Origin of the sequence: Nocardioides kongjuensis, assembly GCF_013409625.1 — a bacterium.
Taxonomy (GTDB): Bacteria; Actinomycetota; Actinomycetes; order Propionibacteriales; family Nocardioidaceae; genus Nocardioides; species Nocardioides kongjuensis.
In genome coordinates this window covers 3,513,713-3,540,456 of sequence record NZ_JACCBF010000001.1, presented here as the reverse complement: position 1 = coordinate 3,540,456, position 26,744 = coordinate 3,513,713, and the positions used below count along the sequence as shown (strand labels likewise).

Here is a 26,744-nt window from a genome sequence, read left to right as displayed (position 1 = left end):
GTTCCCGCGGGCGTGACCCCCGAAAACAGGCAAACCGTCTCAAATGCCCCCCGAACGGGTGACAGCCCGGGGAGTGCGACGTCCGACCGTGCTGGGACGACGGCGCGGGTGGCAGCATCACCCGTCGAGGTGCATTGCGACAGCGACGCTCAGGCCGAGAACTCCAGCGCCTCGTCCTCGACCGGCTTGCGGAAGACGAGGATGTCCTTGAAGTAGTTCATCTTCAGCCGCCACGGGAACGTCGCGCCCTGCTTGGGCAGCGAGTCGATCGAGCGCATGACGTAGCCGGCCTCGAAGTCGAGGAAGGGCTCCTCGGGGACCGACGGGTCGCGCCGGGGGACGACCATCCGGGTGCCGGTCTCGTCCATGCGGCGCAGCAGCTTGACGACGTACTCGCAGACCAGGTCGGCCTTCAGCGTCCACGACGCGTTGGTGTAGCCGATGATGAACGCGAAGTTCGGGATCTCGCTGAGCATCAGGCCCTTGTAGGCCATCGTCTCCGAGGGAGCGACCTTGGTGCCGTCGACACTGAGCGTGGCCCCGCCGAAGATCTGCAGGTTGAGGCCGGTGGCGGTGATGATGATGTCCGCCTCCAGCTCCTTGCCCGACAACAGCTGGATGCCCTTCGGCGTGAACCGGTCGATGTGGTCGGTGACGATGTCGACCGTGTGGTGTCGCAGCGCCTTGAACAGGTCGCCACCGGGGACGGCGCACAGGCGCTGGTCCCACGGGTCGTAGGGCGGCTTGAAGTGCTCGTCGAAGCTGACGTCGTCGGGCAGCTGGCGCTCGAGCAGCTTGCGCAGCAGCGCGCGCGACTCCTTGGGTCGGGCCTGGCAGAACTCGTAGAACGCGATCCGGCTGGTGAGGTAGCGGGTGCGGACCAGCTTCTGGGCCAGCTTGTCGGGCAGCCGGCGGTACATCTCGGCCGAGACCTTGTCGTACGTCGGCTGGCTGATGATGTACGTCGGCGTGCGCTGCAGCATCGTCACGTGACCGGCGCCGGAGCCGGCCAGCGCCGGGATCAGGGTGACCGCGGTGGCGCCGGAGCCGATCACGACGACCCGCTTGCCGGCGTAGTCGAGGTCCTCGGGCCAGTGCTGCGGGTGGACGATCTGTCCCTCGAAGTCCTCGACCCCGGCGAAGGTCGGGGTGAAGCCCTCGTCGTAGCGGTAGTAGCCGGACGTCGACCACAAGAAGCCCGCGGTCAGCTCGATCGTCTCGCCGGTGTCGGTGCGCTCGACGGTCACGGTCCAGCGGGCGTCCTCGGTGGAGAACTCCGCGTGCACCAGCTTGTGGTGGTAGCGGATGTGCTGGTCGATGCCGTTCTCGGCCGCCGCCTCCTTGAGGTAGGCGAGGATGTCGGGCCCGTCGACGATCGCCTTGGCGCCCTTCCACGGCTTCCAGCCGAAGCCGAGGGTGTGCATGTCGGAGTCGGAGCGGATGCCCGGGTAGCGGAACAGGTCCCACGTGCCGCCGAGCGAGTCGCGCATCTCGAGGACGGCGTACGACTTGTCGGGGAACGCCTTGGTGACGTGGTACGCCGCGTCGATGCCGGACAGGCCGGCGCCGATGATCAGCACGTCCAGGTGCGTGGAGTCGCTCATTCAGGCTTCCTTGAAGTTGAGGAGCTGCTCGACAGGGAGGTCGGGCACCTCGATCCTGCGGGAGGCTGCGAGTCCTTCGATCTGCAGCCAGGTCACGTCGGCGAGCAGCCGGGTGAAGGCGGGGGCCGGGGGGAGGAGCTCCTCGCGCGAGCTCCAGCTGCGCACGGCGGCGATGACGCCGCCGACGAGCAGGAAGACGTACGGGGTCAGCGCGTTGCGGTCGTCGTCGCCGACCTCGGCGTCGAGGATCGCGAGGAAGCCGCCGATGACCAGCTCGATCTGCTCGGCGATCTGGCCGATCGCGACGTCGAGCGGCTTCGAGGTCGCACCGGCGATGTCACGCTCGGCGAAGCGCATCCACGCCACGTGCTCGGCGCCCCAGCCGACGTACGCGGCGATGATGCGGTGCACGATCTCGCGGGGCGTGCCCTCGAGGGTGACGGCGGCCAGCAGGAGCTCGCCGGCGCGGTTGCAGATCTCCTGCTGGATGGCGACGTCGAGGTCGGTGCGGTCCTCGAAGTAGCGGTAGAGGACGGTGCGGTGGACCGACGCCTCGTCGGCGATCTGCTGCACGCTGAGCTCGGCGCCGGGCTCGAGGTCACGCGCCAGCACGGTCAGGGCAGCCTCGATCACGGCCTGCCGACGGTCGGCGTTGTGCTGCTGCCAGCGCCGCTTGCGTCCGTCGGTCTCCTCGCGCCTCGCCGTCCCCACGACCACTCCTCGCATCGTCACGCCGCTGTCACGACGTGAGCGACACGGTACGCCGGAGCAGTCCCCGGCGCCGGACGGCCGGGGGCGCGGCGACCGAGCGCTGCTCGGCGACGTCGGTGATCTTGGCGCGAGGCCGGCCGTCCCGTGCGCCGCGCTCGCGCTCGGCGGCGTCGAGACGCTGCCAGGCCGCGAGGTCGGCGGCGTCGGTGTGCCGCTCGGCGACGAGCGCCGCGATCGCGGTGGCCGTGCCGGTGGGCGCGGGGAGGCCGGCGTCGAGGTCGTCGAGGATGGTCTCGACGGTCTCCTGGGCGTCGGTCTTGTTGGTGCCGATGAAGCCGACCGGACCGCGCTTGATCCAGCCGACGACGTAGACGCCCGGCTCGACGCGGCCCTCGTGGTGGGGGACCGTGGCGGTCCGCTCGTCGAACGGCAGCCCGGCGACCGGGGTGCCGCGGTGGCCGACCGACCGGACGACCAGTCCGGCGTCGAGGACGAAGGTGTCGTCGGTGGTCTCGGCGCGCACGGTTCCGTCGGGCTGCTCGACCAGCCGGTTGCGGGCGACCCGGACGCCGGTGACCCGGCCGTCCGCGCCGAGCACCTCGACGGGGGAGACCGCGAAGCTGAGCACGATCCGGCGGCGGGTCGGGTCGGCGCAGACGGGGCGCTCGGCGAGGTCGCGGAGCAGCGCGCTGCGCTGGTCGTCGCCGGTGAGCAGCGCGGGATCCACGTCGACGACCACGTCGACGTCGTCGAGCGCGGCCAGGCCGATCAGCTCGGGCACCGTGAACGCCGCCTGCGCAGGACCGCGGCGACCGAGGACGACCACCTCGCGCACGTTGCTGGCACGCAGCTGGTCGAGCGGACCGGGCGCCAGGTCGGTGCGCTCGAGGACCTCGACGGGGCGGGCCAGGACGCGCGCCACGTCGAGCGCGACGTTGCCGTTGCCGACGACGACCGCGCGCCCGGACGGGTTCGAGACGGCGCCGAGCGGGACGTCGAGGTCCTGCTGCTCGGGGTGGCCGTTGTACCAGCCGACCAGGGCGGTCGCCGGGACCGAACCGGCCAGGTCCTCGCCGGGGATGTCGAGGCTGCGGTCGGCGGAGGCGCCGACGGCGTACACGACCGCGTCGTAGTGCGCCCTGAGGTCGGCCAGCGTGATGCCGTCGTCGGAGCCGACCTCGACGTCGAGGAAGTAGCGGAACCGGGGCTGCCGCTCGATCGCCTCGAACAGCCGGGTCACCAGCTTGGTCGACGCGTGGTCGGGGGCGACGCCGTGGCGGACCAGGCCGTACGGCGTGCGCAGCCGGTCGTAGACGTCGACGCCACCGATCTCGGGGTGCTTGAGCAGCTCGTCGGCCGTGTAGAGCCCGGCCGGGCCGGCGCCGATCACCGCGACCCGGAACGGGCCGGGGCGGGTGAGCCGGCGCTGCTGCGGCACCAGCGCGACCGGGGTGCGGTCGGCGTGCGGGAACGCGTCGTAGTAGGCGGCGTTGAGCTCGAGGAAGGGCAGCTGCTTCGTCGTCAGCGCGGCGTCCGGCACCATCGCACCGACGGGGCAGGCGGTCGCGCAGGCGCCGCAGCCGACGCAGGCCGTCGCGTCGACGTACACCATCTCGGTGGTGCCGAAGCCGGGCTCACCCGGCGCGGGGTGGATGCAGTTGACCGGGCAGGCGACGACGCACGAGGCGTCGGCGCAGCACGACTGCGTGACGACGTACGCCATGGCTCAGACCGCGGCGGACTTGGGCTCGCTGCGGAACCGCGAGGGGCTGCCGTGGATGCCGAGCGCGCGCCACACGAGGCGGGAGACCCGGTTCATCAGGCCGAGCTCCTCGGCGAGCATCCGCACGTCGCCGAAGGTGTCGCGCAGCAGCTTCTGGGACTTCTCCGAGTTCCAGTAGACCTCGCGCATGACGTCCTTGGGGATGTCGAGGTCCTTCTGCATCTGCTTGGTCGGCTTCATGATCACGTCGCACAGGACGCGCATGATCACCGGGTAGGCCAGCGAGAGGCCGAAGCGCTGGAGGCGGCCGTAGTCCTTGGAGCGCTCGACCAGGTAGGTGTGCGCGAACCCGATGTGGCGCGCCTCCTCGGCGACGTGGATCTGCATCACGCGGGTGACGATCGGGTGCAGCTCGTGACCCGAGCGCAGCACCGACTTCTGCAGGTAGTCGATCGGCTCCTCGCCGGCGAGGATGCCGAAGAAGAAGATGTTGGGCAGCGGGCCGCCCGCCAGGCACAGGAACGGCGCGACCTTGATGAACCAGCCCGGGCCGCCCTTCACGTCGACGCCGATCCGGTTCACACCCTCCTGGAACATCTGGGTGTGGTGGCACTCCTCGGTCACCTCGTGCGTGGAGTAGCGGAACTCCGCACGGTTGTTGCCCATCGGGATGAGGTGGCTCATGATGCCGCCGATCAGCACCTGCTCGAACTGCAGGCCGACCTTCATGATGTTGGCGAGCCGGTACTGGCCGATCTCGATCTGCCGCTCCAGGGGCAGCGACTTGTACCAGTCGGTGCCGCCCAGCGAGTCGATCTCCGGCAGCACCCAGCGCGGGTCGTTCGGGACGACCTCGAACTCGGGGCTGTCCCAGGCGATGTCGAGGAAGGCGTCGAAGTGCTGGTGGACCGACGCCTCGGACAGCACGCGCAGCGTGTCCTGGTAGCTGAGGCCCGCCAGGTCGTGCGTGGTGGGGGTGTCGATCGGGGCGTCGGCAGTCGCAGTCATGGGTCCTCGGTCCGTTCTCATCATCGAAATCGGCAGCGTGCTCGCTGTTAGCGCAACACCATGTTGCGTACATTGGACCGGGTTTTGTCAAGGAAATCGGCGAGAAACAGGACCGTCGCCCGCTCTGCGTGTGACGGGGATCGCTCTGTCGGTCCGGCGCTCGCTTCGTTCGCGACGAACGGCGCTCGGTGGCTCCTCAGGCGCCGGGGCGCAGGAAGCCCAGGGCGCGCCAGCGGGCGATGGCGGCGACCAGGTCCGGGTGGTCGGCGCGGTCGGCGGCGCGACCGCCGGCAACGAGAGCGGGGGAGCTGGGGTCGGTGCCGGCGTCGTACACGACGGTCAGGCGGTTGCTGGCGCCCGCGTTGATCAGCGAGCCGAGCAGGGCGACCGGGTTGTTGCGGTCGTCGAGGGAGAGCACCTGGACGTCGCCCGGGAGGTGGGCGAGCTGGGCCGCGGGGGCGTCCGCGGTGACGACCTGGTCGACGACGAAGCCCGGCAGGTCGGTCCGGGTCGCGATCTCGAGCGCGGCCGCGCCGCCGCTGCCACGTCCGACCAGCATCACCCGGGTCGGCTCGTCGCCGGGCCGACCGCCCGGGTCGAGCGCGGCGGCGAGGGCGCGGACGACGGCCGAGGCCGCACCGGAAGCATCGCCGGAGACGAGCCGGAGCCGTCCCGGGGCCGGCGCGGGAGTGGCGGTGTCGGGCAGGAAGGCGACCAGGCGACCGGGCGCGGGACGCAGCACCCGGACCGCGCCGTCCTGCTCGGCGAGGATCGTCATCAGGTCGCCGAGCCCGGCGGGCGTGCCGTCCACGGTCGCCGTCTCGCCGGGCACCGGCTGTGTGCCCTCGGTGAGGCCGACGGCGACGTCGCGCAGCGCGGCGCCCCAGTCGTCGGGCAGCGGTGCGATGCCGGTGGCGCGCAGGCCGCCGACGCGGGCGGAGCGTCCGGCGTCGCCGGCCAGGACGCCGGCGGTCAGGAGCCCACGCATCTGCAGGCTGTCGAGGACGCCGCCACCGGTGGTGACGTGCTCCATCAGCTCGGGGTTGGCCTCGGCCAGCTCGCCGAGGTACGCCGCCACGCCGTCGCGGTCGAGCGCGTCGGTCTCGATCAGACCGGCCGCGACGATCGCGCCGCCCAGGTTGACCTCGGGCGCCAGGTAGCCGATCGCCTTGCCGGCGATCGAGCCGAGGGTCTCGTACGCCGCCGCCTGGAGCTCGTCGATCCAGCGGTAGGTCATCACGGTCGCCCGCAGCACCAGCGCGTCGGCGTCGAGCTCGATGGACCGGCTCAGCAGGCTGCCCTTGCCGGTGGTCGCGGCGCGCACCTCCTCCTCGGCCGTGGTCCACGTGGTGGGCGACAGGGGAGCGGAGTCGGCGACCTCGGGGTCGACCAGCACGTCGGCGCCGAGCTGCGACCACTCCCGCATCTGGGCGCCGGCGTCGTCGAACAGGTCGGCGAGCCGCAGCATCTGGTCGTACTTGTCGGCCAGGTCGGCGGCCTCGACCGCGGTGAGGGGCTGCTCCTCGGTGCTCATCGCGCAGCCTCCCCGAGCACCGGCGCGACCAGCGCGGCGAGGTCCTCCGGTGCGGCGGCCGTCACCTCGAGTCGGAGCACCCCGTCCTCGTGGTGGGGGCGCAGCGAACGCCAGCCGTCGGCGAGGAGGGTCCAGGAGACGACGCCGACGGTATCGACCGCGCCGCCGGACACGTCGGCGACCAGGGCCCGCAACCGCCCGCGGGCCTCGCCAGCCAGTGCGGCGAGCAGGCCGACGACGGTCGCGTCGTCCACCGGGCCGTCGGCTCCGCGCACGGACCTGCTGTGCCGGGACGCGAGCACGGGCAGCAGGTCGCCACGGCCCGAGCCGCTGGCCTCGGCAGCGGCGTCGGCGAGCTCGAACGGAAGGTCGACGTACGGCGGCACGTCGGAGGACCCGAGCGCGACCTCCTCGGAGATCGCGGCGACGCGCGCCAGCTCGGCGGCCCACGCGTCGGTGCCGAACCAGCCCAGCTCGAACACGATCGCGTCCACGGTGGCCAGCGAGGCGACGGCGCTCCCGCCCTGGCGGTGCCAGACCTTCGCCTGCACCCCGCCCATGGTGAGGTCGACGTCGAGGGCGAACCGGGGTGAGGCGAGCAGTCCGATCGCGCCGGCCAGGCCGGGCTCCAGGACGCCGTCGACCGTCAGGCCGCGGCGTTCGAGCGAGTCGGCGGGGTCGTGGAGCGCGCGGACGGCGGTGCGGAAGGCCTCGTCGTCCAGCGAGGCGGGACTCTGGCCGAGACGTGCCTGCATCGCGTCGGCGGTGGGTGGTGCGGCGACCTCGAACGGCAACGGTGCGTCGCCGGCGAGGCGGGCGGCGTGCTGCAGCTCGGCCAGGGTCAGCCCGATCCGGCGCGGCGCAGCGGCGAGGGCTCCGCCGTCACCCGCGGTCGTGTGACGCGGAACGGGCTCGGCCGCCGGTACGGACGCGAGGTCGATGGTCGGCATCGGGCGATCAGCGCTCCAGCCCGGGGACGTCGACGGTGAGCCAGTCGCGATGCCCGGGAGGCGGCGGCGTGAACGCGGCGAGTGCCTCGTCGAGGGGGTCGGGCGTCACCTGGAGCCCGTCGCCGGCCTCGTTGCGGCTGGCGATCGCGGCGATCCGGGCGCGTGCGTCGGCGACCAGCGCGTCCACGCGGGCCTGGGTCGCGGCGATCTCCTCGCGCACGGCGTCGACGCTCTCGGCGTGGTCGGCGAGCGCGTCCGCGGCGCCGCTGTGCCGCTCGGCAGCCACCCGCAGGTGGCTGGCGCGGTCGGTGACCCGCTCGCGCATCGCGTCGGCCGCCCGTCCGGTCCAGCCCAGGCCCTCGACCCGGGCGACCAGCTCGTCGGCGAGGGCGCGTACGTCGGCCCCCTGGTCACGCAGCTGGGTGGCACGACGCCGGATGATCTCGCTGTCGCCGTACATGAGTCGCGCCCTTCCCTGTTCCATCCCGGCTCAAACCCCCGCGTTCCGCACGCGGCGCGATGCCAGCGCCACCGGCAACGCGACGCTCAGCGCCAGCCCGACGCCGCTGGTGACCAGCACGGATGCCGTGCCGGAGTCGGGTTCGAGCAGCGTGCCGATCGTGGCGAGGACCAGGAAGCCCGCGAGCAGGCCGCGTGCGATGACCCACCACCACGGCCGCTTGCGCCAGCGGTCGGCTCGCGGGTGCGGTGCTCGGGGGCGCGGCTCGGGAGCGGGGTCGCTCCAGCGGTACGGCACCGGGGCGTCGCTCGGCTCCGGGGCACCGCGACGGCGACGCGTGCGGCGGGCGCGGAGCTGCATCCGCGCGAGCCCGGCGGTGTAGACGGCCAGGGGGCCGCTCAGCGCGGTCACCCACAGGCCGGCCCACGCCGGCGACCCGCCGCGGTGGGCCGGGAGGAGGATGATCAACCAGGACGCCGCGAACAGCGCCACGAAGAACGCCGTCATGATCGACAGCCCCCACCAGCTGGTCGCCTGGGTGGTGGTCGCCGGGCCGAGGCCGATCTCGTCGGTCCGGTAGCTGTGCAGCAGACCGGTCCGCGTCGTCCGCAGCACCCGCTCCTCGCCGCGGGCGACGGCCGCCCGGTGCTCGGCGTGGATCGCGTCGTTGCGCTGCTCGAGCTCCCGACGGTCCGTCACCGCGCCACCCTAACGATCGGTGAGGATCTGCCGGGACTGCGGTCAGAGGTTGCCGTCGAGCCGGTCGAGAGCGGTGGTGATGTCGTCGGCGGTGCCGGCGAAGCTGAACCGCAGGAACCGGCCGCCGTCGACGGTGTCGAAGTCGATGCCGGTGGCGACGGCGACGCCCGTGCGGGCCAGCAGGTCGCGGCAGTACGCCATCGAGTCGGTGGTCAGGTGCCCGACGTCGGCGTACGCGTAGAAGGCGCCGTCGGCAGGGGCCAACCGGGTGATCCCGAGCCGCTGCAGGCCCTCGAGGAGCAGGCCGCGGTTGTGGGCGTAGCGCTGCACGTGCCCGTCGAGCTCGGCGTACGCCGTGTCCTCGAACGCGGCGAGTGCCGCGTGCTGGGCGAGCACGGGCGGGCAGATCGAGAAGTTGCCGGTGAGCACGTCGACCGGCCGGCGCAGGCGTTCGGGGGCGAGCATCCAGCCGAGCCGCCAGCCGGTCATCGAGAAGTACTTCGAGAACGAGCCGAACACGACCGCCTCGCGCGAGGTCTCCCACGCGCAGCCCGCGCGCGAGCCGGCGTACTGGATGCCGTGGTAGATCTCGTCGGAGACCAGCTGCACGCCGTTCTCCTCGCACCAGCGGGCGATCGCGGCGAGCTCCTCGGACAGCAGCATGGTGCCGGTCGGGTTCGCGGGGCTGGCCACGACGAGGCCGTCGAGCGGTTCGCGTGCGTGCGCCTCGGCGAGCTGTTCGACACTCGGCTGGAAGCGGGTCTCCGGGCCGGTCGGGATCTCGACCACCGAGCAGCCGAGCGCCGCCAGCACGTTGCGGTAGCAGGGGTAGCCCGGCCGCGCGATCGCCACCCGCGCGCCGGCGTCGAAGGCAGCCAGGAACGCCAGCAGGAAGCCGCCGCTCGACCCGGTCGTGACGACCACGTCCACGGGGTCGACGGCGACGTCGTACGTGCGGCGGTAGTGGCCGGCGATCGCGGCGCGCAGCTCGACGATGCCGGTCGCGGTGGTGTATCCGAGCGGGTCGCCGCTGCTGAGCAGCCGGATCGCCGCGGCGCCGACCGTCGCCGGCGCCCCCGTGCTCGGCTGCCCGGCGACCAGGTTGACCAGGTCGCCGTGGGTGCGCTGCCGCTCCGCCGCCGCGGCGAGCAGGTCCATCACGTGGAAGGGCGGGACGTTCGCCCGAGTGGCTGCGATGAAGCGGTCGGTCACGCGCCGATCCTGTCACGTGCGACCCGGCAGGAACTGGTCCGGGTTTTGCGCCGACCCGGCAGGAAGTGGCACCCGGAATGCGCCGACCCGGCAGAAGGTGGCCTGCGTGCGTGCCACCTTCTGCCGGGTCGGCGGGCTTCGGGAGCCAGTTCGGGCCGGGTCAGCGGGTGGCGGCGTGCCGCCCAGCCCGCCGCCCGAAGAACGAGCCCTCGCCCAGCTGGGTGCCGGAGCAGTAGCCGGCGCCGTCCTGGGCGATGTTGGAGGCGCAGGCGCCGGCGGCGTACAGGCCCGGGACCACCGAGCCGTCGGTACGACGTACCTCGCCGTCGACGGTCGTGGCCATCCCGCCGATCGTGAATCCGGCGTACAGCGCGACGCCGAGCGACAGGTCGAGGACGGCCCACGGCGCCGCCGTCTGGGGAGCGATCCAGTCGGGGTGCTTGTGGAAGTCGGGGTCCTCGCCGTTCGCGGCGTTCTCGTTGTAGGCCTCGACCGTCTTGACCAGCGAGCCTGCGGGCATGCCGAGGCCGGCCTCCATCTCCTCGAGCGTCTCGAAGCCGTCCTTCAGCGGCACCAGCGGCATGTGGTCCTCGCCGAGGTGCTCGCTGTCGACGATGAGGTAGGCGACGGCGTCGGGCTGCTGCATCACGTGGTACGACGTCCGCGCGTGGTAGCTGTCCTCCGCCACGAACCGCTGGCCGTCCTTGTTGACGATGATCCCCTTGCACCGCGACGACGGCGGGTAGAAGGGCGCGGTGATGAACGGCTCCTCCATGTTCTCCAGGGCCGCGCCGACCGACTCGCCGAGGCGGATGCCCAGGCCGTCGTCGTACGTCGAGCCGAGCGTGAACAGCTTCGAGCCCAGGGCCGGGGTGTAGCGGGCGACCATGTCCGGGTTCATCACGAAGCCGCCGGCCGCGATGACCACCCCGCCGGCGGAGATCACGCCGTGCTCGTCGAAGGAGCGCCAGCCCAGGCCGACGACCCGTCCGGTCGCGGCGTCGCCGTCGACGACCAGGTTGGTCGCGCCGGTCTCGTAGCGGACCTCGACGCCCGCCTGCTCGACCTGCGTGCGCAGCAGGTCCATCACGATCCTGGTGCCCTCGGTGTCCCCGGGGACCGGCACCTTGTGGCCGCGCGGGGCCGGGGTGACCTGGTCGCGGAACGGCCAGACCTTCTCGTTGCCGGTGAACATCAGCCCCTGGGTGCCGGGCTGGATCACGGCCTTGCCGGGGAAGTAGGAGCGCTCGAACTCGAAGCCGAGGTCCTCGAGCCAGTCGAAGTGGGCGACCGATCCCTCGCAGTAGGCGCGGATCTTCTCCTCGTCGGGGTCCTTGGTCGAGGCCATCAGGTAGCCGACCATCGCCTCGACCGAGTCCTCGTGGCCGGTGGCCCGCTGGACCGCCGTACCGCCACCGAGGTAGAAGTGCCCGCCCGACATGGAGGACGTGCCGCCGTGGACAGCGGCCTTCTCGAGCAGCAGCACCCGGGCGCCGGCACGGGCAGCCTCCAGGGCGGCGCAGCCACCGGCGATGCCGAAGCCGACCACCACCACGTCGAAGTGCTCGGCGCCGTCGAGGACGCGGGCCGGGAGGACCTCGGGGATGGCCAGACCGGCCGGGGCGTTGGGGGTTGCAGATGCCACGGCTGAAATCTAGAACATGTTCTACCGATAGACTAGGCCCCCGCCACCCGACGGAAGCCGAGTGACTCTTGACCTTCGACGTCCACCAGCTCGACACCTTCCTGCTGATCGGCGCCGGAGTCACGTTCCTGGCCGTGCTGGCCGTGCGGATGTCGTCCGGGGTGGGCCTCCCGAGTCTTCTCGTCTACCTGCTGATGGGCGTCGCGCTGGGCGACTCGGGTCTCGGGATCGACTTCAGCGACGCGCGGGTGGCGCACGCGATCGGGTTCGGCGCGCTGGCCGTCATCCTCGCCGAGGGCGGTCTCACGACGAGCTGGCGCGACGCGCGCCCCGCGATGCGGATGGGCCTGTCCCTGGCGACGCTCGGCGTGCTGGTGTCGATCGGTGTGGTCGCGGTGGGCGTGCACGTGCTTCTCGGCCTGTCCTGGCAGGTCTCGATCCTGCTCGGTGCGGTCTGCTCGCCGACCGACGCGGCGGCGGTGTTCTCGGTGCTGCGCGTGGTGCCCCTGCCCAAGCGGATCACCGGCACGCTCGAGGCCGAGTCCGGTCTCAACGACGCCCCGACCGTCGTGCTCGTCACCCTCGTCTCGTCCGGGGCGGTGGGTGAGCACGGCCTGCTCGGCACCACCGGCATCGTCGTCTACGAGCTCGTCGCCGGCGTCGCCTTCGGCCTCGCCGCCGGGTTCGGTGGCGCCTGGGTGATGCGGCGCGCGGCGCTGCCCTCGTCCGGCCTCTACCCGATCGCGGTGCTCTGCCTGACCCTCATCGGGTACGGCGGCGCCGCGGCCGCGCACGCCAGCGGGTTCGCCGCGGTCTACGTCGCCGCGCTGGTGCTCGGCAACGCCGAGCTGCCGCACCGCGTGGCCACCCGCTCCTTCGTGGAGGGCCTGGCCTGGCTGGCCCAGATCGGGCTGTTCGTCATGCTCGGCCTGCTGCTCTCGCCGGCCCGGCTGACGTGGGAGGTCATCGGGATGGCCGTGGTGGCCGGCAGCATCCTGACGTTCGTGGCCCGACCGGTGTCGGTGGTGGTGAGTGCGGTCGCCCGGCCGATGAAGTGGCCGGAGCTCGCCTTCATCTCCTGGGCCGGGCTGCGCGGCGCCGTCCCCATCGTGCTCGCCACGATCCCGCTCGCCGAGGGGGTCGACGGCGCGACCCGGTTGTTCGACATCGTCTTCGTGCTCGTCGTCCTCGACACCCTGATCACCGCGCCCTCACTGCCGTTGACCGCCCGGCTGCTGCGCGTCGCCCGCCGCTCGGAGCCGCGCGGCATCGAGGTCGAGGCGGCGCCGCTCGACCGGGTCGCGGCCGACCTGCTCCAGGTCACGATCAGCCCCGTCTCGAAGCTGCACGGCGTCGAGGTCGGCGAGCTGCGCCTGCCGGTGGGCGCCAACGTCTCGATGGTCGTCCGCGACGGCCAGACGATGGTGCCCGAGCGTCGTACCGTCCTGCGCCACGGCGACGACCTCATCGTCGTCACGCCCCGCAAGCTGCGCGAGGCGACCGAGCAGCGGCTGCGCCAGGTCAGCCAGGGCGGCCGGCTCGCGCAGTGGCTCGAGGACTGACCGGCGCGGTCAGCTCGGGTTCTCGGGCTGGCTGCTGAGCGGCGGCGTGCAGACGTAGGCGTCCTTGCTCGCGGTCACCGTCGGGTGCCCCTCGACGACGCCCTGGAACCGCTTGCCGACGACGATGGTGACGCCCGGGTAGCCGGACGGCTGGTCGACGATGTCGACGTCGCTGCCGAGGTAGGACGCCAGCAGGATCGCCGCCGGGTCGCCCGGGTCGTCGGACCACACCTGCGCGGCCACCGCACCGCCGGTGTCGGGGGCGTTGCCGGTGTCGCCCTTGGCGAAGCCGAAGCTGACCAGCTTGTCCATCGTCTTGCCGGCCAGGCCGTTGGCGCCGCCGCCGTTGAGCACCGTGACCATCACCTGCGGCGGCGCGAGGTCGTCGCCCTTCTCGACCAGGGTGGAGGTGCACGGCGCCGGCTCGACCTTCTCCGGGAACGGCTGCGTCACCTTGGCCCAGCCCCACGCGGCGCTCGCGACGAACACCACCGCCAGTGCCCCCAGGGTCACCGCCGAGCGGCTGCCCGCCTTGACGTCGAGGCCTTCCATTCGGGTCTCAGCCTTCCATCCGGATCACGCGCGCGTGGAGGACGTTCCGCTGCTGCAGGGCTGCCCGCAGGGCGCGGTGCAGCCCGTCCTCGAGGTAGTAGTCGCCGCGCCACAGCACGACGTGGGCGAACAGGTCGCCGAAGAAGGTGGAGTCCTCGTCGAGCAGGGACGAGAGCTGCAGCGTGTCCTTGGTCGTGACCAGCTGGTCGAGGCGGACCTGGCGCGGGGGCACGGCAGCCCACCCCTTGGAGGTGAGGCCGTGGTCGGGGTAGGGACGCCCGACCCCCACACGCTTGAAGATCACGGCTTCGGAGTCTACGGGGCGAGTCCGCGCCTGACTGCGACGGCGTGTTCCGCCAAGCCGGGCTTAGAGTTCCGGCATGACGCAGGAGCAGACGCCCACTCCCGACGCAGCACCTGACACCACGGCCCCCGAGGCTCCCGCCCCCGAGCCGAAGAGCCCCATCGAGGAGGCGATCGCCCCCGGCTACGCCTTCGAGGGGCCCGCACTCGAGCTCGGCGGCCTGATGACCGGCCCCGACCAGCTCTCCGCCAGCACCATCCGGATCCCGCTGGCGATGCTCAACCGCCACGGCCTGGTGGCCGGTGCGACCGGCACCGGCAAGACCAAGACGCTGCAGCTGCTCGCCGAGCAGCTGAGCGCCGCCGGCGTGCCCGTCTTCGCCGCGGACATCAAGGGCGACCTGTCCGGCATCGCCACTGCCGGTGAGGCCAACGACAAGCTCCTCGCGCGCACCCGGTCGGTCGGGCAGGACTGGAAGGCGACCGCCTTCCCGGTGGAGTACTACGCGCTCGGCGGCCAGGGCATCGGCATCCCGGTCCGGGTGACCGTCTCGTCGTTCGGCCCGATCCTGCTCAGCCGGGTCCTCGGGCTCAACGACACCCAGGAGTCCAGCCTGGGCCTGGTGTTCCACTACGCCGACAAGCAGGGCCTGCCGCTGCTCGACCTGCAGGACCTGCGCGCCGTCGTCCAGCACCTCACCAGCGACGAGGGCAAGGCCGACCTCAAGGAGCTCGGCGGACTCTCCTCGGCCACCGCCGGCGTGATCCTGCGCGAGCTGATCGCCTTCGCCGACCAGGGCGCCGAGGCCTTCTTCGGCGAGCCGGAGTTCGACTCCGCCGACCTGCTGCAGCAGGCGTCCGACGGACGCGGCCTGGTCAACCTGGTCGAGCTGCCCAACCTGCAGGACCGGCCGGCGATCTTCTCCACCTTCTTGATGTGGCTGCTCGCCGACCTGTTCCACGACCTGCCCGAGGTCGGCGACGTCGACCAGCCCAAGCTGGTGTTCTTCTTCGACGAGGCGCACCTGCTGTTCAAGGACGCGTCGAAGCCGTTCCTGGAGTCGATCGCCCAGACGGTGCGGTTGATCCGGTCGAAGGGCGTCGGTGTCTTCTTCGTGACGCAGAGCCCGACCGACGTACCCGACGACGTGCTCGCCCAGCTCGGCTCCCGCATCCAGCACCAGCTGCGCGCCCACACGCCCAACGACGCGAAGGCGCTCAAGGCGACCGTCAACACCTACCCCAAGAGCGCGTACGCCGACCTCGGCGAGGTCATCACGACGCTCGGCATCGGCGAGGCGATCGTGACGGTCATGGGGGAGAAGGGCGCCCCGACGCCGGTCGCGTGGACCCGCCTGCGCGCGCCCGAGTCGCTGATGGCGCCCAGCGCTGCTGCGTCGATGGAGGCGACCGTCAAGGCCAGTCCCCGGCAGGCGAAGTACGCCGAGGTCGTCGACCGCGAGTCGGCCCGCGAGATCCTCGCCAAGAAGCTCGAGGAGGGCGCGAAGGCCGAGGCCGACGAGAAGGCCGGCAAGCCTGCGGCGAAGGAGAAGGCCGCGCCGAGGAAGAAGGACGACGGCAACGCCGCCGGCGAGATCGTCAAGGACGTCGTGAAGTCCTCGGCGTTCAAGCAGTTCATGCGCACCGCCGCCGCGGAGATCGCCCGCGGCATGTTCGGGACGGCGCGCCGGCGCCGCTGACGCCCCGGACCAACACCGCCGGGCGGCTCCTGCGTGAGGAGCCGCCCGGCGGTCCGGGGAAGGCGGTCGAGGAGCGCCGGTCAGGCCGACCAGCGGATGGCGTCGTCGACGAAGTCGGCGAGCGGGTGCACACCGCGCAGGTCGGTGCGCTCGTCCATCAGGCGCGCCAGGCCCTGGGCGTGGCGGTCCCGCAGCGCGGCGCGGCGGGCGAGGGAGCGGGCCACGGCGTCGAGGTCCTCGACGGACTCGAGGTGACGCCCTGCGATCTGGGTCTCAGGAGAGGTCGTCTTGGTCATGCACCCAGCCTGCTGGCCCGACGTTTCGGGTCGGCCGCGCGTCGGTTACGAATTGGTGACCCCGCTTGTGATCCGCACGACAGTGCGGCCGAGCTCAGGCGCCGTGGAGCCCGTTGAGGAGCAGGAAGAACACGACGAGCGCGACCGCCGCGCCGAGCACGCCCACCCCAGCGCCCACCAGCGCCCGGCGTCGGCCGGGGCGCGACCGGTCGAGCACGAGGTGACCGAGTGCCGCGCCGACGGCCGCGGTCACCAGCACCTGGACGGGCGCGACCAGGTCCTCCCCGGTGTCGGTGCCGTCGAGGACGAGGGCGCTCAGGGGCAGCGCAACGCACCCGACGACGGCGAGGACGACGAGCAGCAGCAGGATCCGCACGCGGTCAGCGTGACAGAGCCTCGTGCGCCTCGACCATCGCCGGGCCGTACCAGGTCAGCAGCCGCCCCGACACCAGCCGGGTCGGCACGCGAGTGAACGCCTCGGGCCCGTCCTCGGGGGTGAACACGTAGGGCTCGTCGGGCAGGAGGACCAGGTCGAGGTCGGCGCGGTCGAGGTCGGCCAGGTCGACCTTGGGGTAACGGTCCGCGCCGGCGTCCGGGCCGGCGTACGCATTGCTCCAGCCGAGCCGGGCCAGCAGGTCGCTGGTGTAGGTCCGCGGCCCCACGACCATCCACGGGTCCCGCCACACGGGGACGGCGACCCGGCCCCGTCGCGCGGGCGGCGGTCCGGACCACAGCTCGCGGGCCCGGACCAGCCACGGGGGAGCGGCCAGGCCGAGCGCCTCGTCGTACAACCGGGTGAGGGAGGTCAGCGCCTGGGGCACCGTCTCGATGGCGCTCACCCACACGGCCACTCCGGCGGCGCGCAGACGGCGTACGTCGAGCTCCCGGTTCTCCTCCTGGTTGGCCACCACCAGGTCGGGATCGAGCGCACGGACCGCGGCGAGATCGGGGTTCTTGGTACCGCGCACGCGGGTGACGGCCAGGTCCGGCGGGTGCGTGCACCAGTCGGTGGCCCCGACCAGTCGACCGGGTACGTCGGTCGCCAGGGCCTCGGTGATCGACGGGACGAGGGAGACGATGCGGGTCGCCGGTCCGCGCAGGGGGACCTCGGCGCCGAGGTCGTCGACGTGGCTCGTGCTCACCGCGCCACCGTAGTCCGCCCTGACCAGACGACGGGCCGGTGATGACTCGTTCGGACCATCCCGTCCGGGCCCTCGCCCCTAGCCAGTAACACGTTCCATAGGCAAGGATCGGCTCCGACCTCGCGATCCGGCCGACATGGGGAAGCCCGATGGGGCTGACCGGATCGCACGGGGGGAGAGAAAGGTCCACCATGCTCCGTTTCCGACTTCTGTGCGCCCTGGGCGCGGCCACGGCGGCCGTTGCGGCCCTCGCGCCGGTGACCGCCAGCCCGACCGCTGCGGCTGCTTCGGCGGTGTCCACCGCCTGTGGTGGTGAGCGGCCGGCCAAGCCGGGCGGCGGGCGCTACAGCTGCTCGTTCGAGGACGACTTCAACGGCACCTCGCTCGACCGGTCGAAGTGGGTGGTCCAGTCGACCGCCGTCACGGGCATCAGCGCCCTCGGCTCCGGCTGCTACGTCGACGACCCCGACAACATCCGGGTCGGCTCGGGCCAGCTGTTCCTGACGGCGCGCAAGGAGGACGCGGTCTTCGCGTGCACGAGCCCCTACGGCTCCTACAACACCGACCGCACCGCCGCCACGATCGGCAGCTACGGCCTGTTCACCCAGACCTACGGCCGCTTCGAGTTCCGCGCCAAGATGCCCAACACCACGATCCAGGGCATCCACTCGGCGCTGTGGCTCTACCCGCAGAAGCACACCTACGGCGCCTGGCCGAACTCCGGCGAGATCGACGTCGCCGAATGGTTCAGCGGTGCGCCCAAGAACGTCTACCCCTCGGTCCACTACGCCGGCGAGAACACCGCGCTGAGCACCGGGTACAACTGCCCGGTCGCCAGCTCGGGCACCCAGTTCCACCGCTACGCCGTGGAGTGGACGCCGACCTCGATGCGCTTCCTGTACGACAACCGGGTCTGCTTCACCCACTCCTGGACGCCGTCGGCGCCGCTGGTGGCCCCGCAGCCCTTCGACCAGCCGTTCTACCTCGTGCTCACGCAGGTGTTCGGCGGCCGCTGGAACTCGATCACGCCCGACACCCCGACGTCGGCGACGATGACCGTCGACTGGGTCCGCGCCTGGAAGTGAGGCCGCCCGCGGGTGAGCCCGCGGACGCGTCTCGAGCCCCCGCGCCGCGTGCCATGATCGGCGCGTGAACGCGATCTTCGGGTGGTCGGTCCTGGCCCTGGTGTTCCTCGACGAGCTGTTGGCCGTCGCCGCGTTCGGGGTCTGGGGCTGGGACCGCGACCCGCGGTGGCTGCTGGTCTGGCTGCTCCCGATCGCCGCCATGACGGTCTGGTTCCTGCTGGCCTCGCCGAAGGCGCCGTACGGCGGCCCGGTGGTCCGTCCGCTGGCCAAGGTGGTGGTCTTCGGACTGGCCAGCCTGGCCCTCTGGGACGCCGGTCACGAGGGCTGGGCGGTGGCGCTGCTCGTGTTCTCCGTCGTCGTCAACGGGCTCGCGCTGCTGCCGAGCATCCGGGTGCTGGTCGAGGAGGGGTAGCGCCTCAGCGCGGCGTGCGGGCCACGACGTACAGCCGCTCGGTGGTCTCGCCGCGGGCGACGACCGGTCCGCGGCGGTACCACTCGACGTCGACGAGTCCGGCCCGCTCGACGAGCGACACGACGTCGGCCGGCTCGTGGAGGACCACGTCGAGGTCGACCTCCTCGCCGAACCAGGTGTCGACGTGGCGCACCTCCGCCCCGGCGTGCAGGGCGAGCACCAGCAGACCGCCGGGGCTCATCGGCCGGGTGAGCGCCTCGACCGCCCCGGGCAGCTCGGAGGCGGCGAGGTGGATCAGCGAGTACCAGGCCAGGACGGCCGACCACCCCGCGCCGTTGACCGGGCGCATGAGGGTGCGCAGGTCCCCGACCTCGTAGACGCCGTCGGGATAGCGCTCCCGCGCCTGCGCGACCATCTCGGGGACGAGGTCGAGGCCCGTCGCGTCGGCACCGGCCTCCGCGAGGTACGCCGTCACGTGGCCGGGCCCGCAGCCGACCTCGACGACAGGGTCGGTGCCGGCGTGGGCGGCGACCCGGTCGAGCAGCCACCGCTCGAACGGCAGGTCGTCGAGCTCGCCGGTCAGGGCGTCGGCGTACGACGTCGCGACGGCGGCGTACGCCGAGCGCACCTTCGCGTCCCGGGAGTCGGCGCCGCCGGCGAGCACCGCATCGCGGTCGACCGCGGGGGCCGCCGCACCCGGTGCCGCCGCCGGCAGGTCGACCGGCCCGAGGAGGTGGATCCAGCGGGCGTCCTGCTCACGAGGCTGCTTGGGCAGCACCCGGACGAGCGGCTGCTCGCGCTCGGCGAGGCGCCGCAGGCACGCCTCGACAGCATCGCGGTCGGGGAACGCGTGCAGCCGCTCGGTGCGGGTGCGGAGGGCGCCGGGCGGCTGCGGGCCGCGCAGCAGCAGCACGGTGACCAGTGCTCGCTCGTCCTCGGCCAGGCCGAGTCGTGGCACCAGCGTCTGGACGTACTTGAGCGTGCGTCGACCACGGTCGTCCCACGTGACCCCGACCAGGTCGCGTCGCTTGAGCTCGCGCAGCGTGTGGTGCACGACGTCGTCGTCGTAGTCCACGACCGGCTCGCGGCTGCTCTGCTGGTTGCAGGCGGTGCGCACGGCGGTGACCGTCATCGGGTACGACGCCGGCACCGTGACCTCCTTCTCCAGGAGGCTCCCCAGCACGCGCTGCTCCTCGGCCGTCAGGACGGGCAGGTCGCTCACGTGGAGAGAGTATCGATGGGGCGGTATCTCTTGGGCGCTCGCTCCGCTCGCGCATGTCGGGCGCGCTTTGGCGCGTCGCCTTCCTCCGCTCCGCTCGCTGGCGCTCGCTCCGCTCCGTCCAGGCAACGCGGCGCGCCCGACGGAAAGCACTCAGCCGAATGTCGTGCGGTCGCGCACGACATTCGGCTGATCCTCGTCGGGCGGCGCGACATGCGAGCGGAGCGAGCCAAATGGCTCAGCGCAGCTTCAGGCACCCGGAGGTGACCGGCTCCCACTCGATGTCGGCGTGCTCGGCGACGCGCTTGTCGAGGCCGGCGGCGATGTCGGCGGGCCAGGGCGCGGTCTTGCGGTCGGCGATCTCGACGCAGAGGAAGATCTCCTCGAACACGCAGGCGACCCGCTTGTTGGTGTCGTCGAGCACGAAGACCAGTGCGTGCGCGGCTCGCTCGGAGCGGCCGAGCAGGCGCACCCGGACCGACATGTCGTCGCCGGTCCTCAGCTCGTGCAGGTAGGTGAGGTGGTGCTCGGCCGACAGGCAGGCGAAGCCGCTGAGCACGGGCCAGTTGAACGGGATCCCGATGTCGTAGAGCGACTCGTCGAGGCCCTCGCTGCCGATGCCGAGGTAGTGGCGCACGTTGAGGAAGCCGTTGCTGTCCTCGAACGCACTGGGGACCGGCTGGACCGCGAAGGCGGGCAGGGTGACGAGCTGGTCGTAGGTCGGCTGCGTGCTCATGCTCCGGACCCTAGGGCATGGCCGTCCGCCCCTCACCCGCTACGCGCCGCGTGCTGGCGACTCCCACCCGATGATTGGGCGGCGCCCGACACGCGGGCGTATCCTGAGGTGACGGATCCACTGCGTGTATCTACCTCGCGTCGGCTCGACCGGCGGTCCAAGGCGGCACCCGACCCCTTGGACGAAGGACATGCCTGATCACTCCCCGACACTGGTGCGTGCTGCCGGTGCGTCGTACTTCCCGATCGCGCTCGTCGCGCGCCTGCCCTACGCGATGATGGTCGTCGGCGTGCTGACCCTGGTCGTCGCCGGGCGTGACTCGCTCGCCTTCGGCGGGCTCAACTCCGCGGTCGTCGGGCTCGGTGCCGCGACCGTCGGCCCGCTGCTCGGTGCGGCTGCCGACCGGTTCGGCCAGCGCCGGGTGCTGCTGGTCAGTGGCGTCGCGTCGACGAGCGCGCTCGGCCTGATGGCGTGGGTGGTCTACAGCCCGCTGCCTGCGGCGGTCGTGCTCGCGGTGGCGTACCTGGTCGGGGCCAGTGCCCCGCAGATCGCGCCGATGTCGCGCAGTCGCCTGGTCCAGATCATCGGCGCCCGGATCGCGCCCGGCCGTCGTTCGCGCACCTTCGACGCGACCATGGCCTACGAGTCGGCGGCCGACGAGGTCGTCTTCATCGTCGGACCGTTCGTGGTCGGCATCCTCGGTACGACGCTCGACCCGTGGGCGCCCGTCGCCGGCGCGGCCCTGCTCACGCTGGTGTTCGTGACCGCCTTCGCGTTGCACCCCTCGGCCCTCGCCGCGGCCGGTGCCGACGTGCAGGCCGCCCCGCCCGCGCCGGCACGCGAGATCGCGCGGCCGGCGCTGCTGGCCGTGGTCGCCGGCATCTTCGGCGTCGGCCTGTTCTTCGGCTCGATGCTGACCTCGCTGACCTCGTTCATGGCCGACCACGGTGAGCCTGCCTCCGCCGGCCTGGTGTACGGCGTGATGGGCATCGGCTCCGCCGCCCTGGCTCTCGGCGTGGCGCTGTTCCCGGCCGCCTTCTCGCTGCGCGCCCGCTGGCTGGTCTTCGGCGCCACGATGCTCGCCGGCGCCGCGCTGCTGCCGTTCGTCTCCTCGGTCGGCGCGATGTGCGCCGTGCTGCTGCTCATCGGTTGCGGCATCGGCCCGACGATGGTGACCCAGTACAGCCTCGGCGCCCTGCGCAGCCCGGCCGGCCGGTCCGCCACCGTGATGACGATCCTCGGCTCGGCCGTCATCGTCGGGCAGTCCCTCGCCTCCGCCGTGACCGGCAACCTGGCCGACCGGTTCGGCACCTCGACCGCGTTGGTCATGCCGATCGTCGCCGCTGCCGTGGTCGTGGTGGCCGGTGTGGCGAACGCCGTCCTGTCGCCGCGCCCGGCTCCCACCGACCTCGCGGCCGGCGCGCCCGAGCTGGAGCTCGCCGGGCGCTGACGCGCTGGGCCAACGCGCACCGCCCCGGCGCCGGCGGCGAGCCGTGGCACGATGGCGCCCATGCAGCTGACGCTCGGGCCGGCCTGGATCCACGAGGTCTTCGTCGGGCTGGGCGTGGCCGTGGCTGCGACGGTGTTCGTGCTGGAGGCGCGACGCCGCGGGCAGACCGACGAGCGGTTGGTCTACGTCGTCACCGGTGCGCTGGTCGGCGGGGCGCTGCTGATGCGGCTGGGCACCTGGGCCCAGCACCTCGACCTGCGGGCCAACGCATCCCTGCCCGAGCAGTGGCTCTACGGCAACCGGTCGATCCTCGGGGGCCTGGTGGGCGCCTGGCTGGGCGTGCACGTCACGAAGCGGCTCGTCGGCTACCGGGTGCGCACCGGCGACCTGTTCGCGCCGGCCGTCGCCCTCGGCATGGCCGTGGGCCGCGTCGGCTGCCTGCTCACCGAGAAGCCGGGAACCCCCACCGGTCACGGTTGGGGAGTGCGGCTCGACCAGGCCGACGCCGACCGCTTCGGTCTCGCCGCCGGCGTACCCCTGCACCCGTCGTTCGCCTACGAGATCGCCTTCCACCTGGCGGCGTTCGCAGTGCTGTGGTGGTGGCTGCGTCGCGCCGACCTGCCGCCCGGCACGACGTTCGTCTGGTACGTCGCGGCCTACGGCGTCTTCCGGTTCCTGGTCGAGCTGGTGCGCGGCAACGAGGTGGTCTGGGCCGGTCTGACCCGGCCCCAGCTGTTCCTGCTCGCGACGGTGCCGCTGGTGCTGGCGCGGATCGGCTGGCAGTGGCGACGCGGTGCGTATCGCGGGCTGCGCCGGACGCCGGCCGGAGCGGCCGCGTGAAGGCGCCCCGCGGGGCGGGCATGCCGCTGCGTGGCGACCGGATCCACCGCTACGTCAACGCGTTCTGCCCGTTGTGCCACGAGGAGGAGCCGAGCCGGCCCCTCGACCAGGTGGCGCGCCTCAGCGGGTGGCTGGCCGTCCGTGACGACCGGGTGTGGCTCGAACGCGGCTGCGCGCGGCACGGACTGGTCCGCACGCTCTACGACGAGTCGCCCGAGATCCTCACCTGGCTCGAGCAGTGGACCGCACCGACGAAGGTCCACACCCCCGACCTGCTCGGCAACTTCGCTCCCGTGCCGGCGGCGTACGCCGACGGGCTTCCCGAGATGCAGACCCAGCACACCTGCATCCTGCTGGCCGACCTGCTCGACCACTGCAACCTGAAGTGCCCGACCTGCTTCGCCGAGTCCTCCCCGGCCCTGGCGAGCGTCGCCCCGCTGGCCGAGGTGCTCGCCTCGATCGACACCCGGATCTCCCGGGAGAACGGGCGCATCGACGTCCTCATGCTCTCGGGCGGGGAGCCGACGCTCTACCCCCACCTGGCCGAGCTGCTCGACGAGGTGGCGCGGCGCCCGGTCGTGCGGATCCTGGTCAACACCAACGGCCTGCTGGTCGCCCGCGACGACGAGCTGCTCGACCTGCTCACCCGGCACCGCGAGCGGGTCGAGGTCTACCTGCAGTACGACGGCCAGAGCGCCGAGGCGTCGACCCACCACCGCGGGGCCGACATCCGGCGCTTCAAGGAGGACGCGATCGAGCGCCTGTCGAGCCGGGGCATCTTCACGACGCTGACCATGACCGCCGCGCTCGGCGTCAACGACGACGAGATCGGGTTCGTGGTCAAGCGTGCCCTCGACACGCCGTACGTCGGTGGCGTGACGATCCAGCCGGTCTTCGGCAGTGGTCGCTCGAGCGGCATCGACCCGCTGGACCGGCTCACCCACACCGGGGTGCTGGCCCGGCTCGGTCCGCAGACCGGCGGCACCGTCGGCTGGCGTGACCTCACCGCGCTGCCGTGCAGCCACCCGCACTGCTGCTCGGTCGGCTACCTGCTCCGCGACGACGCCGGCACCTGGCGCTCGCTGGTGTCGCTGATCGGCCCGGAGCGGCTCAAGCAGTGGCTCGACCTGGAGCCCGACCTGCTGGCCAACCGGATCGCCGACGACGCCATCCCCGCCGACCTGCGGCGGGTCGTGAAGGACTCGCTGCTCGACCTGCTCTCGGAGCAGTCCAGCCTCAGCCATCCCTCGATGGCGAACATCTGGCGCGACATCTGCCAGACCTGCGACCTCGGCATCGGCACCCTTGCCACCCTGGCCGCGGCCCGGCTGCCGGGTCAGCAGCAGAGGCTGCGTCGCCTGCTCGGGGAACGGGTCCTGCGGGTGACGGTCAAGCCGTTCATGGACATGAACACGATGATCGAGGAGCGGCTCACCCAGTGCTGCGTGCACGTGGCCACCGTCAACGAGACGACCGGCGGGCACCAGTGCGCTCCCTTCTGCGCCCTGCAGGCGTGGGAGCCGTTGGCGCGCACGAGGCTCTCGACCGCGACAGGGCGGACCGCCCCGTGAGCGCCGCGGACCAGGACCCGCGGCTGGTGACGCCGCCCCGGGTCGAGCCGACGGACCGGGCCGGCGCCGACAGCGAGCTGCCGGACCCCCTGCGGCTGTGCGTGTTCGCGACGGTCGCGCTGCTCGGCTGGCTGCTCGGCCCGGTCGCGCTCCTGGGCTTCGCGGCCCTGGGCTTCGTCGGCTACGCCCGGGCCCGCAGGGCCGGGCTGCTCCGGTCGCGGTGCCTGCTGGGCGACACCCGGCTGGTGCTGGCTTACCTCGGCGCGCTCGTCGTCGCGGGCGGGGTCGGCGTGTGGTGGTGGATCAGGTGAAGGAGTCGAGATGAGCCAGCAGTTCCCGCCCGGGTCCTTCCCGCCGCCGCAGCGGCCGCCGGACACGACCAACAAGCTTCTCGGCTACCTGCTCGGCGGGCTCCTGATCGGGCCGATCCTCGCCGTGGTGTGTCCCCTGCTGGGACTGGCGATCGGCAGCTCGTTCTCGACGCAGGCCAACGACTACGACGGGACTCCGGTCGCGATCGGGATCATCGGCGGGATCCTGCTCCCGCTGCTGGTTCCGGTCCCGTTCCTCACGAGTGCGCGCACCCGGCCCTGGGGCGTGGGCATGCTCGCCGGAGCGGCGATCACGATGATCGTGTTCGGCGGGCTGTGCGCCGGGTTCATCTACCTGCTGTCCCAGGAGGCCTGACCGCGGTCCTGCGACCCGGAGGTGGCAGGACCGCGGCCGCCGGCGTCAGAACAGGTCGGGGACCGTCCAGCCGTCGAGGTCGTACTCACCGAGGAACTCGTCGGCGAAGCCCTTCATCTGGTCGACGATGCCGCGGTTCTGGGCGGCGAAGAGCAGCTCGGCCTTCACGTTCTCGTGGTTGCCGGAGTAGTTGCGCTCGTACAGCTCGTGCCGGCCGCCGAACTCGGTGCCGATCGAGTCCCACAGCGCCTTCATCACCTTGACCCGGTCGACCGCCGTGATGCCGTTGGAGCCGCGGACGTACTTGTCCAGGTACGGGCGCACCTCGGCGGACTTGAAGTCGGCGGCACCGGACGGCAGGTAGATCAGGCCGGAGGCGACGTCCTGCTCGATGATCTCCTTGACCCGCGGATAGCCGTGGATCATGAACATCCGGTACGTCAGGCCGTACTCCAGCTTCGGGATCACCGCGTCGCCGACCCACGGCTCGGGGTCGCGGGCCATCGACTCGGTGAGCGACCAGAACAGGTTGCGCCAGCCGATGACCTCGCCGACCCGGGTCTGCACACCGCGGAAGTCGCCGGAGCCGGTGGTCTCGAGGGCCTTCATCAGCAGGCCGGCGATGAAGTCGAGCTTCACGGCGAGGCGGGTGCAGCCCTGGAAGGTGAAGCGGGGCAGGAAGCCGGACTGCGGGAAGAACGCGTTGATGCGGTCGACGTCGCCGTACATGAAGACGTTCTCCCAGGGCACCAGCACCTTGTCGAAGACGAAGATGGTGTCGTTCTCGTCCATCCGGCTCGATAGCGGGTAGTCGAACGGCGTGCCGTTCTGGGCCGCCTGCTGGGTGTACGACGTCCGGCAGATCAGCTTCACACCGGGCGCGTCCATCGGGACCGTGCAGATCAGTGCGAACTGCTTCTTGCGGATCGGCAGGCCGTAGTGGGCGATGAAGTTGTAGTTGGTGATCGCCGATCCCGTCGCGACGACCTTCGCGCCGGAGACGACCAGTCCGGCGTCGGTCTCCTTCTCGACCTTCATGTAGACGTCGCCGACCTCGTCGGGCGGCAGGTTGCGGTCGACCGGCGGGTTGATGATCGCGTGGTTCCAGTAGAGGACCTTCTCCTGGGACTCGCGGTACCACCGCTCGGCGTTGGCCTCGAAGGGGGCGTAGAGCTCCTTGTTGGCGTGCAGGGTGCCGAGGAACGACGCCTTGTAGTCGGGGCTGCGGCCCATCCACCCCCACGTCATCTTCGCCCAGCGCGCGATCGCGTCGCGCTCCTTGAGCAGGTCGGCCGACGACGTCGGCGTCTTGAAGAACGGCATCGTCACGCCGCCGTTGCCGGTGTCCGTGGGCACGGTGAGCTCGTCGACGTGCGGGCCGGTGTGGAGGGCGTCGTACAGGCGGGCGGTCATCCGGATCGGGTTGCGGAACGCCGTGTGCGTCGTGACGTCCTCGACCCGCTCGCCGTTGAGGTAGATCTCGCGGCCGTCGCGCAGGCTCTCGACGTACTCGTCGCCGGTCATCGGCCGGGAGGCGAAGTTGGTCTGCTGGTTGGCGGGGGAGCCCGCGGCGGGGTTGACGGTCGGCGGTCCGTCGTCGTGGGAGGTGGTCTCGGGGGCGAGGGTGTCGGTCATCTCGGGGT

General features: G+C 72.1%; 27 protein-coding genes. 9 read left to right on the top strand and 18 right to left on the bottom strand.

The window, feature by feature from the left end; all coding sequences use genetic code 11:
* Positions 1-149 precede the first annotated feature (149 nt).
* The 10 genes from BJ958_RS17060 to BJ958_RS17015 all read right to left on the bottom strand — a co-directional run bounded on the left by BJ958_RS17060 (position 150) and on the right by BJ958_RS17015 (position 11,546).
* Positions 150-1,604, bottom strand: coding sequence for a flavin-containing monooxygenase (locus tag BJ958_RS17060; protein WP_179728114.1), 1,455 nt, complete (start codon positions 1,602-1,604; stop codon positions 150-152).
* Positions 1,605-2,315: a TetR/AcrR family transcriptional regulator gene (locus BJ958_RS17055; protein WP_179728113.1), complete on the bottom strand. Its 711-nt coding sequence runs from the start codon at positions 2,313-2,315 to the stop codon at positions 1,605-1,607.
* A 28-nt stretch (positions 2,316-2,343) separates the two neighbouring features.
* Positions 2,344-4,038, bottom strand: a complete 1,695-nt coding sequence (locus BJ958_RS17050) for an FAD-dependent oxidoreductase (protein WP_179728112.1) — start codon at positions 4,036-4,038, stop codon at positions 2,344-2,346.
* 3 nt (positions 4,039-4,041) lie between these two features.
* A complete protein-coding gene (locus BJ958_RS17045; protein ID WP_179728111.1) occupies positions 4,042-5,046 on the bottom strand; it encodes an AurF N-oxygenase family protein in 1,005 nt (334 codons plus the stop codon).
* Positions 5,047-5,242: 196 nt separating this feature from the next.
* Complete coding sequence (locus tag BJ958_RS17040) at positions 5,243-6,580, bottom strand: hypothetical protein (protein ID WP_179728110.1); 1,338 nt, start codon at positions 6,578-6,580, stop codon at positions 5,243-5,245.
* Positions 6,577-7,530: a hypothetical protein gene (locus BJ958_RS17035; RefSeq protein WP_179728109.1), complete on the bottom strand. Its 954-nt coding sequence runs from the start codon at positions 7,528-7,530 to the stop codon at positions 6,577-6,579. Before BJ958_RS17035 ends, BJ958_RS17040 begins: the two co-directional genes overlap by 4 nt.
* Positions 7,531-7,537: 7 nt before the next feature.
* Positions 7,538-7,990, bottom strand: a complete 453-nt coding sequence (locus BJ958_RS17030) for a WXG100 family type VII secretion target (RefSeq protein WP_179728108.1) — start codon at positions 7,988-7,990, stop codon at positions 7,538-7,540.
* Positions 7,991-8,020: 30 nt separating this feature from the next.
* Positions 8,021-8,689 carry a hypothetical protein gene (locus BJ958_RS17025; protein ID WP_179728107.1) on the bottom strand — a complete coding sequence of 223 codons (669 nt, stop codon included), beginning with the start codon at positions 8,687-8,689 and terminating at the stop codon, positions 8,021-8,023.
* Positions 8,690-8,731: 42 nt separating this feature from the next.
* Positions 8,732-9,901 (bottom strand): pyridoxal phosphate-dependent aminotransferase, encoded by a 1,170-nt coding sequence (locus tag BJ958_RS17020; RefSeq protein WP_343052713.1) that lies wholly within the window; start codon positions 9,899-9,901, stop codon positions 8,732-8,734.
* A gap of 160 nt (positions 9,902-10,061) precedes the next feature.
* Positions 10,062-11,546, bottom strand: a complete 1,485-nt coding sequence (locus tag BJ958_RS17015) for an FAD-binding protein (RefSeq protein ID WP_343052712.1) — start codon at positions 11,544-11,546, stop codon at positions 10,062-10,064.
* A gap of 68 nt (positions 11,547-11,614) precedes the next feature.
* Here BJ958_RS17015 and BJ958_RS17010 point away from each other — a divergent pair, with 68 nt between their 5' ends.
* Complete coding sequence (locus tag BJ958_RS17010) at positions 11,615-13,108, top strand: potassium/proton antiporter (RefSeq protein WP_179728106.1); 1,494 nt, start codon at positions 11,615-11,617, stop codon at positions 13,106-13,108.
* Between the two features lie 9 nt (positions 13,109-13,117).
* Here BJ958_RS17010 and BJ958_RS17005 read toward each other — a convergent pair whose 3' ends face one another.
* Entirely contained in the window at positions 13,118-13,660 is a 543-nt protein-coding gene (locus tag BJ958_RS17005) for a LytR C-terminal domain-containing protein (RefSeq protein WP_179728105.1), read from the bottom strand.
* A gap of 7 nt (positions 13,661-13,667) precedes the next feature.
* Positions 13,668-13,964 (bottom strand): type II toxin-antitoxin system VapB family antitoxin, encoded by a 297-nt coding sequence (locus BJ958_RS17000; RefSeq protein WP_141797060.1) that lies wholly within the window; start codon positions 13,962-13,964, stop codon positions 13,668-13,670.
* Positions 13,965-14,040: 76 nt separating this feature from the next.
* Between BJ958_RS17000 and BJ958_RS16995 the strand changes: the two genes are divergently transcribed.
* Positions 14,041-15,663, top strand: coding sequence for a helicase HerA-like domain-containing protein (locus tag BJ958_RS16995; protein WP_179728104.1), 1,623 nt, complete (start codon positions 14,041-14,043; stop codon positions 15,661-15,663).
* A gap of 80 nt (positions 15,664-15,743) precedes the next feature.
* Here BJ958_RS16995 and BJ958_RS16990 read toward each other — a convergent pair whose 3' ends face one another.
* From BJ958_RS16990 to BJ958_RS16980, 3 genes are all read right to left on the bottom strand, one after another.
* On the bottom strand, positions 15,744-15,959 hold the full coding sequence (locus BJ958_RS16990; RefSeq protein WP_218865822.1) for a hypothetical protein: 216 nt from the start codon (positions 15,957-15,959) through the stop codon (positions 15,744-15,746).
* A 94-nt stretch (positions 15,960-16,053) separates the two neighbouring features.
* Positions 16,054-16,335 (bottom strand): hypothetical protein, encoded by a 282-nt coding sequence (locus BJ958_RS16985; RefSeq protein WP_179728103.1) that lies wholly within the window; start codon positions 16,333-16,335, stop codon positions 16,054-16,056.
* A gap of 4 nt (positions 16,336-16,339) precedes the next feature.
* The gene (locus BJ958_RS16980; protein ID WP_179728102.1) at positions 16,340-17,101 is read right to left on the bottom strand and encodes a helical backbone metal receptor; all 762 of its coding nucleotides are present in this window, start codon (positions 17,099-17,101) and stop codon (positions 16,340-16,342) included.
* Positions 17,102-17,292: 191 nt separating this feature from the next.
* Here BJ958_RS16980 and BJ958_RS16975 point away from each other — a divergent pair, with 191 nt between their 5' ends.
* Together BJ958_RS16975 and BJ958_RS16970 are read left to right on the top strand one after the other, a co-directional pair.
* On the top strand, positions 17,293-18,186 hold the full coding sequence (locus BJ958_RS16975) for a glycoside hydrolase family 16 protein (RefSeq protein ID WP_179728101.1): 894 nt from the start codon (positions 17,293-17,295) through the stop codon (positions 18,184-18,186).
* 64 nt (positions 18,187-18,250) lie between these two features.
* Positions 18,251-18,598, top strand: coding sequence for a DUF2568 domain-containing protein (locus BJ958_RS16970; protein WP_179728100.1), 348 nt, complete (start codon positions 18,251-18,253; stop codon positions 18,596-18,598).
* Positions 18,599-18,602: 4 nt separating this feature from the next.
* On the opposite strand, the gene BJ958_RS16965 is transcribed toward BJ958_RS16970, so the two are convergent.
* Together BJ958_RS16965 and BJ958_RS16960 are read right to left on the bottom strand one after the other, a co-directional pair.
* Positions 18,603-19,820: a DUF480 domain-containing protein gene (locus BJ958_RS16965; protein ID WP_179728099.1), complete on the bottom strand. Its 1,218-nt coding sequence runs from the start codon at positions 19,818-19,820 to the stop codon at positions 18,603-18,605.
* A 235-nt stretch (positions 19,821-20,055) separates the two neighbouring features.
* Positions 20,056-20,553, bottom strand: a complete 498-nt coding sequence (locus BJ958_RS16960; RefSeq protein ID WP_179728098.1) for a thioesterase family protein — start codon at positions 20,551-20,553, stop codon at positions 20,056-20,058.
* Between the two features lie 190 nt (positions 20,554-20,743).
* Between BJ958_RS16960 and BJ958_RS16955 the strand changes: the two genes are divergently transcribed.
* Genes BJ958_RS16955 through BJ958_RS16935 form a run of 5 tightly spaced genes read left to right on the top strand, consistent with a single transcriptional unit; the run spans position 20,744 to position 25,101 of the window.
* Positions 20,744-22,003: an MFS transporter gene (locus tag BJ958_RS16955; RefSeq protein ID WP_179728097.1), complete on the top strand. Its 1,260-nt coding sequence runs from the start codon at positions 20,744-20,746 to the stop codon at positions 22,001-22,003.
* A gap of 60 nt (positions 22,004-22,063) precedes the next feature.
* Positions 22,064-22,843 (top strand): prolipoprotein diacylglyceryl transferase, encoded by a 780-nt coding sequence (locus BJ958_RS16950; protein ID WP_218865820.1) that lies wholly within the window; start codon positions 22,064-22,066, stop codon positions 22,841-22,843.
* Positions 22,840-24,414, top strand: coding sequence for a radical SAM protein (locus BJ958_RS16945; protein ID WP_218865819.1), 1,575 nt, complete (start codon positions 22,840-22,842; stop codon positions 24,412-24,414). The genes BJ958_RS16950 and BJ958_RS16945 overlap by 4 nt, the downstream gene beginning before the upstream one ends.
* The gene (locus BJ958_RS16940) at positions 24,411-24,725 is read left to right on the top strand and encodes a hypothetical protein (protein ID WP_218865817.1); all 315 of its coding nucleotides are present in this window, start codon (positions 24,411-24,413) and stop codon (positions 24,723-24,725) included. Before BJ958_RS16945 ends, BJ958_RS16940 begins: the two co-directional genes overlap by 4 nt.
* Before the next feature lie 10 nt (positions 24,726-24,735).
* Positions 24,736-25,101: a hypothetical protein gene (locus BJ958_RS16935; RefSeq protein ID WP_179728095.1), complete on the top strand. Its 366-nt coding sequence runs from the start codon at positions 24,736-24,738 to the stop codon at positions 25,099-25,101.
* A gap of 45 nt (positions 25,102-25,146) precedes the next feature.
* Here the strand turns inward: BJ958_RS16935 and BJ958_RS16930 are convergent, their stop codons facing one another.
* Entirely contained in the window at positions 25,147-26,736 is a 1,590-nt protein-coding gene (locus BJ958_RS16930; RefSeq protein ID WP_179728094.1) for a 4-hydroxyphenylacetate 3-hydroxylase family protein, read from the bottom strand.
* Positions 26,737-26,744 lie beyond the last annotated feature (8 nt).

Excerpts from the sequence above, each read along its gene's own strand:
- BJ958_RS17030 (WP_179728108.1), bottom strand. The coding sequence starts at position 7,990 with ATGTACGGCGACAGCGAGATCATCCGGCGTCGTGCCACCCAGCTGCGT.
- BJ958_RS16975 (WP_179728101.1), top strand. The coding sequence starts at position 17,293 with ATGCTCCGTTTCCGACTTCTGTGCGCCCTGGGCGCGGCCACGGCGGCC.
- BJ958_RS17045 (WP_179728111.1), bottom strand. The coding sequence starts at position 5,046 with ATGACTGCGACTGCCGACGCCCCGATCGACACCCCCACCACGCACGAC.
- BJ958_RS17005 (WP_179728105.1), bottom strand. The coding sequence starts at position 13,660 with ATGGAAGGCCTCGACGTCAAGGCGGGCAGCCGCTCGGCGGTGACCCTG.
- BJ958_RS16955 (WP_179728097.1), top strand. The coding sequence starts at position 20,744 with ATGCCTGATCACTCCCCGACACTGGTGCGTGCTGCCGGTGCGTCGTAC.
- BJ958_RS17035 (WP_179728109.1), bottom strand. The coding sequence starts at position 7,530 with ATGCCGACCATCGACCTCGCGTCCGTACCGGCGGCCGAGCCCGTTCCG.
- BJ958_RS16935 (WP_179728095.1), top strand. The coding sequence starts at position 24,736 with ATGAGCCAGCAGTTCCCGCCCGGGTCCTTCCCGCCGCCGCAGCGGCCG.
- BJ958_RS17060 (WP_179728114.1), bottom strand. The coding sequence starts at position 1,604 with ATGAGCGACTCCACGCACCTGGACGTGCTGATCATCGGCGCCGGCCTG.
- BJ958_RS17050 (WP_179728112.1), bottom strand. The coding sequence starts at position 4,038 with ATGGCGTACGTCGTCACGCAGTCGTGCTGCGCCGACGCCTCGTGCGTC.
- BJ958_RS17040 (WP_179728110.1), bottom strand. The coding sequence starts at position 6,580 with ATGAGCACCGAGGAGCAGCCCCTCACCGCGGTCGAGGCCGCCGACCTG.
- BJ958_RS16995 (WP_179728104.1), top strand. The coding sequence starts at position 14,041 with ATGACGCAGGAGCAGACGCCCACTCCCGACGCAGCACCTGACACCACG.
- BJ958_RS16950 (WP_218865820.1), top strand. The coding sequence starts at position 22,064 with ATGCAGCTGACGCTCGGGCCGGCCTGGATCCACGAGGTCTTCGTCGGG.
- BJ958_RS16990 (WP_218865822.1), bottom strand. The coding sequence starts at position 15,959 with ATGACCAAGACGACCTCTCCTGAGACCCAGATCGCAGGGCGTCACCTC.
- BJ958_RS16930 (WP_179728094.1), bottom strand. The coding sequence starts at position 26,736 with ATGACCGACACCCTCGCCCCCGAGACCACCTCCCACGACGACGGACCG.
- BJ958_RS16960 (WP_179728098.1), bottom strand. The coding sequence starts at position 20,553 with ATGAGCACGCAGCCGACCTACGACCAGCTCGTCACCCTGCCCGCCTTC.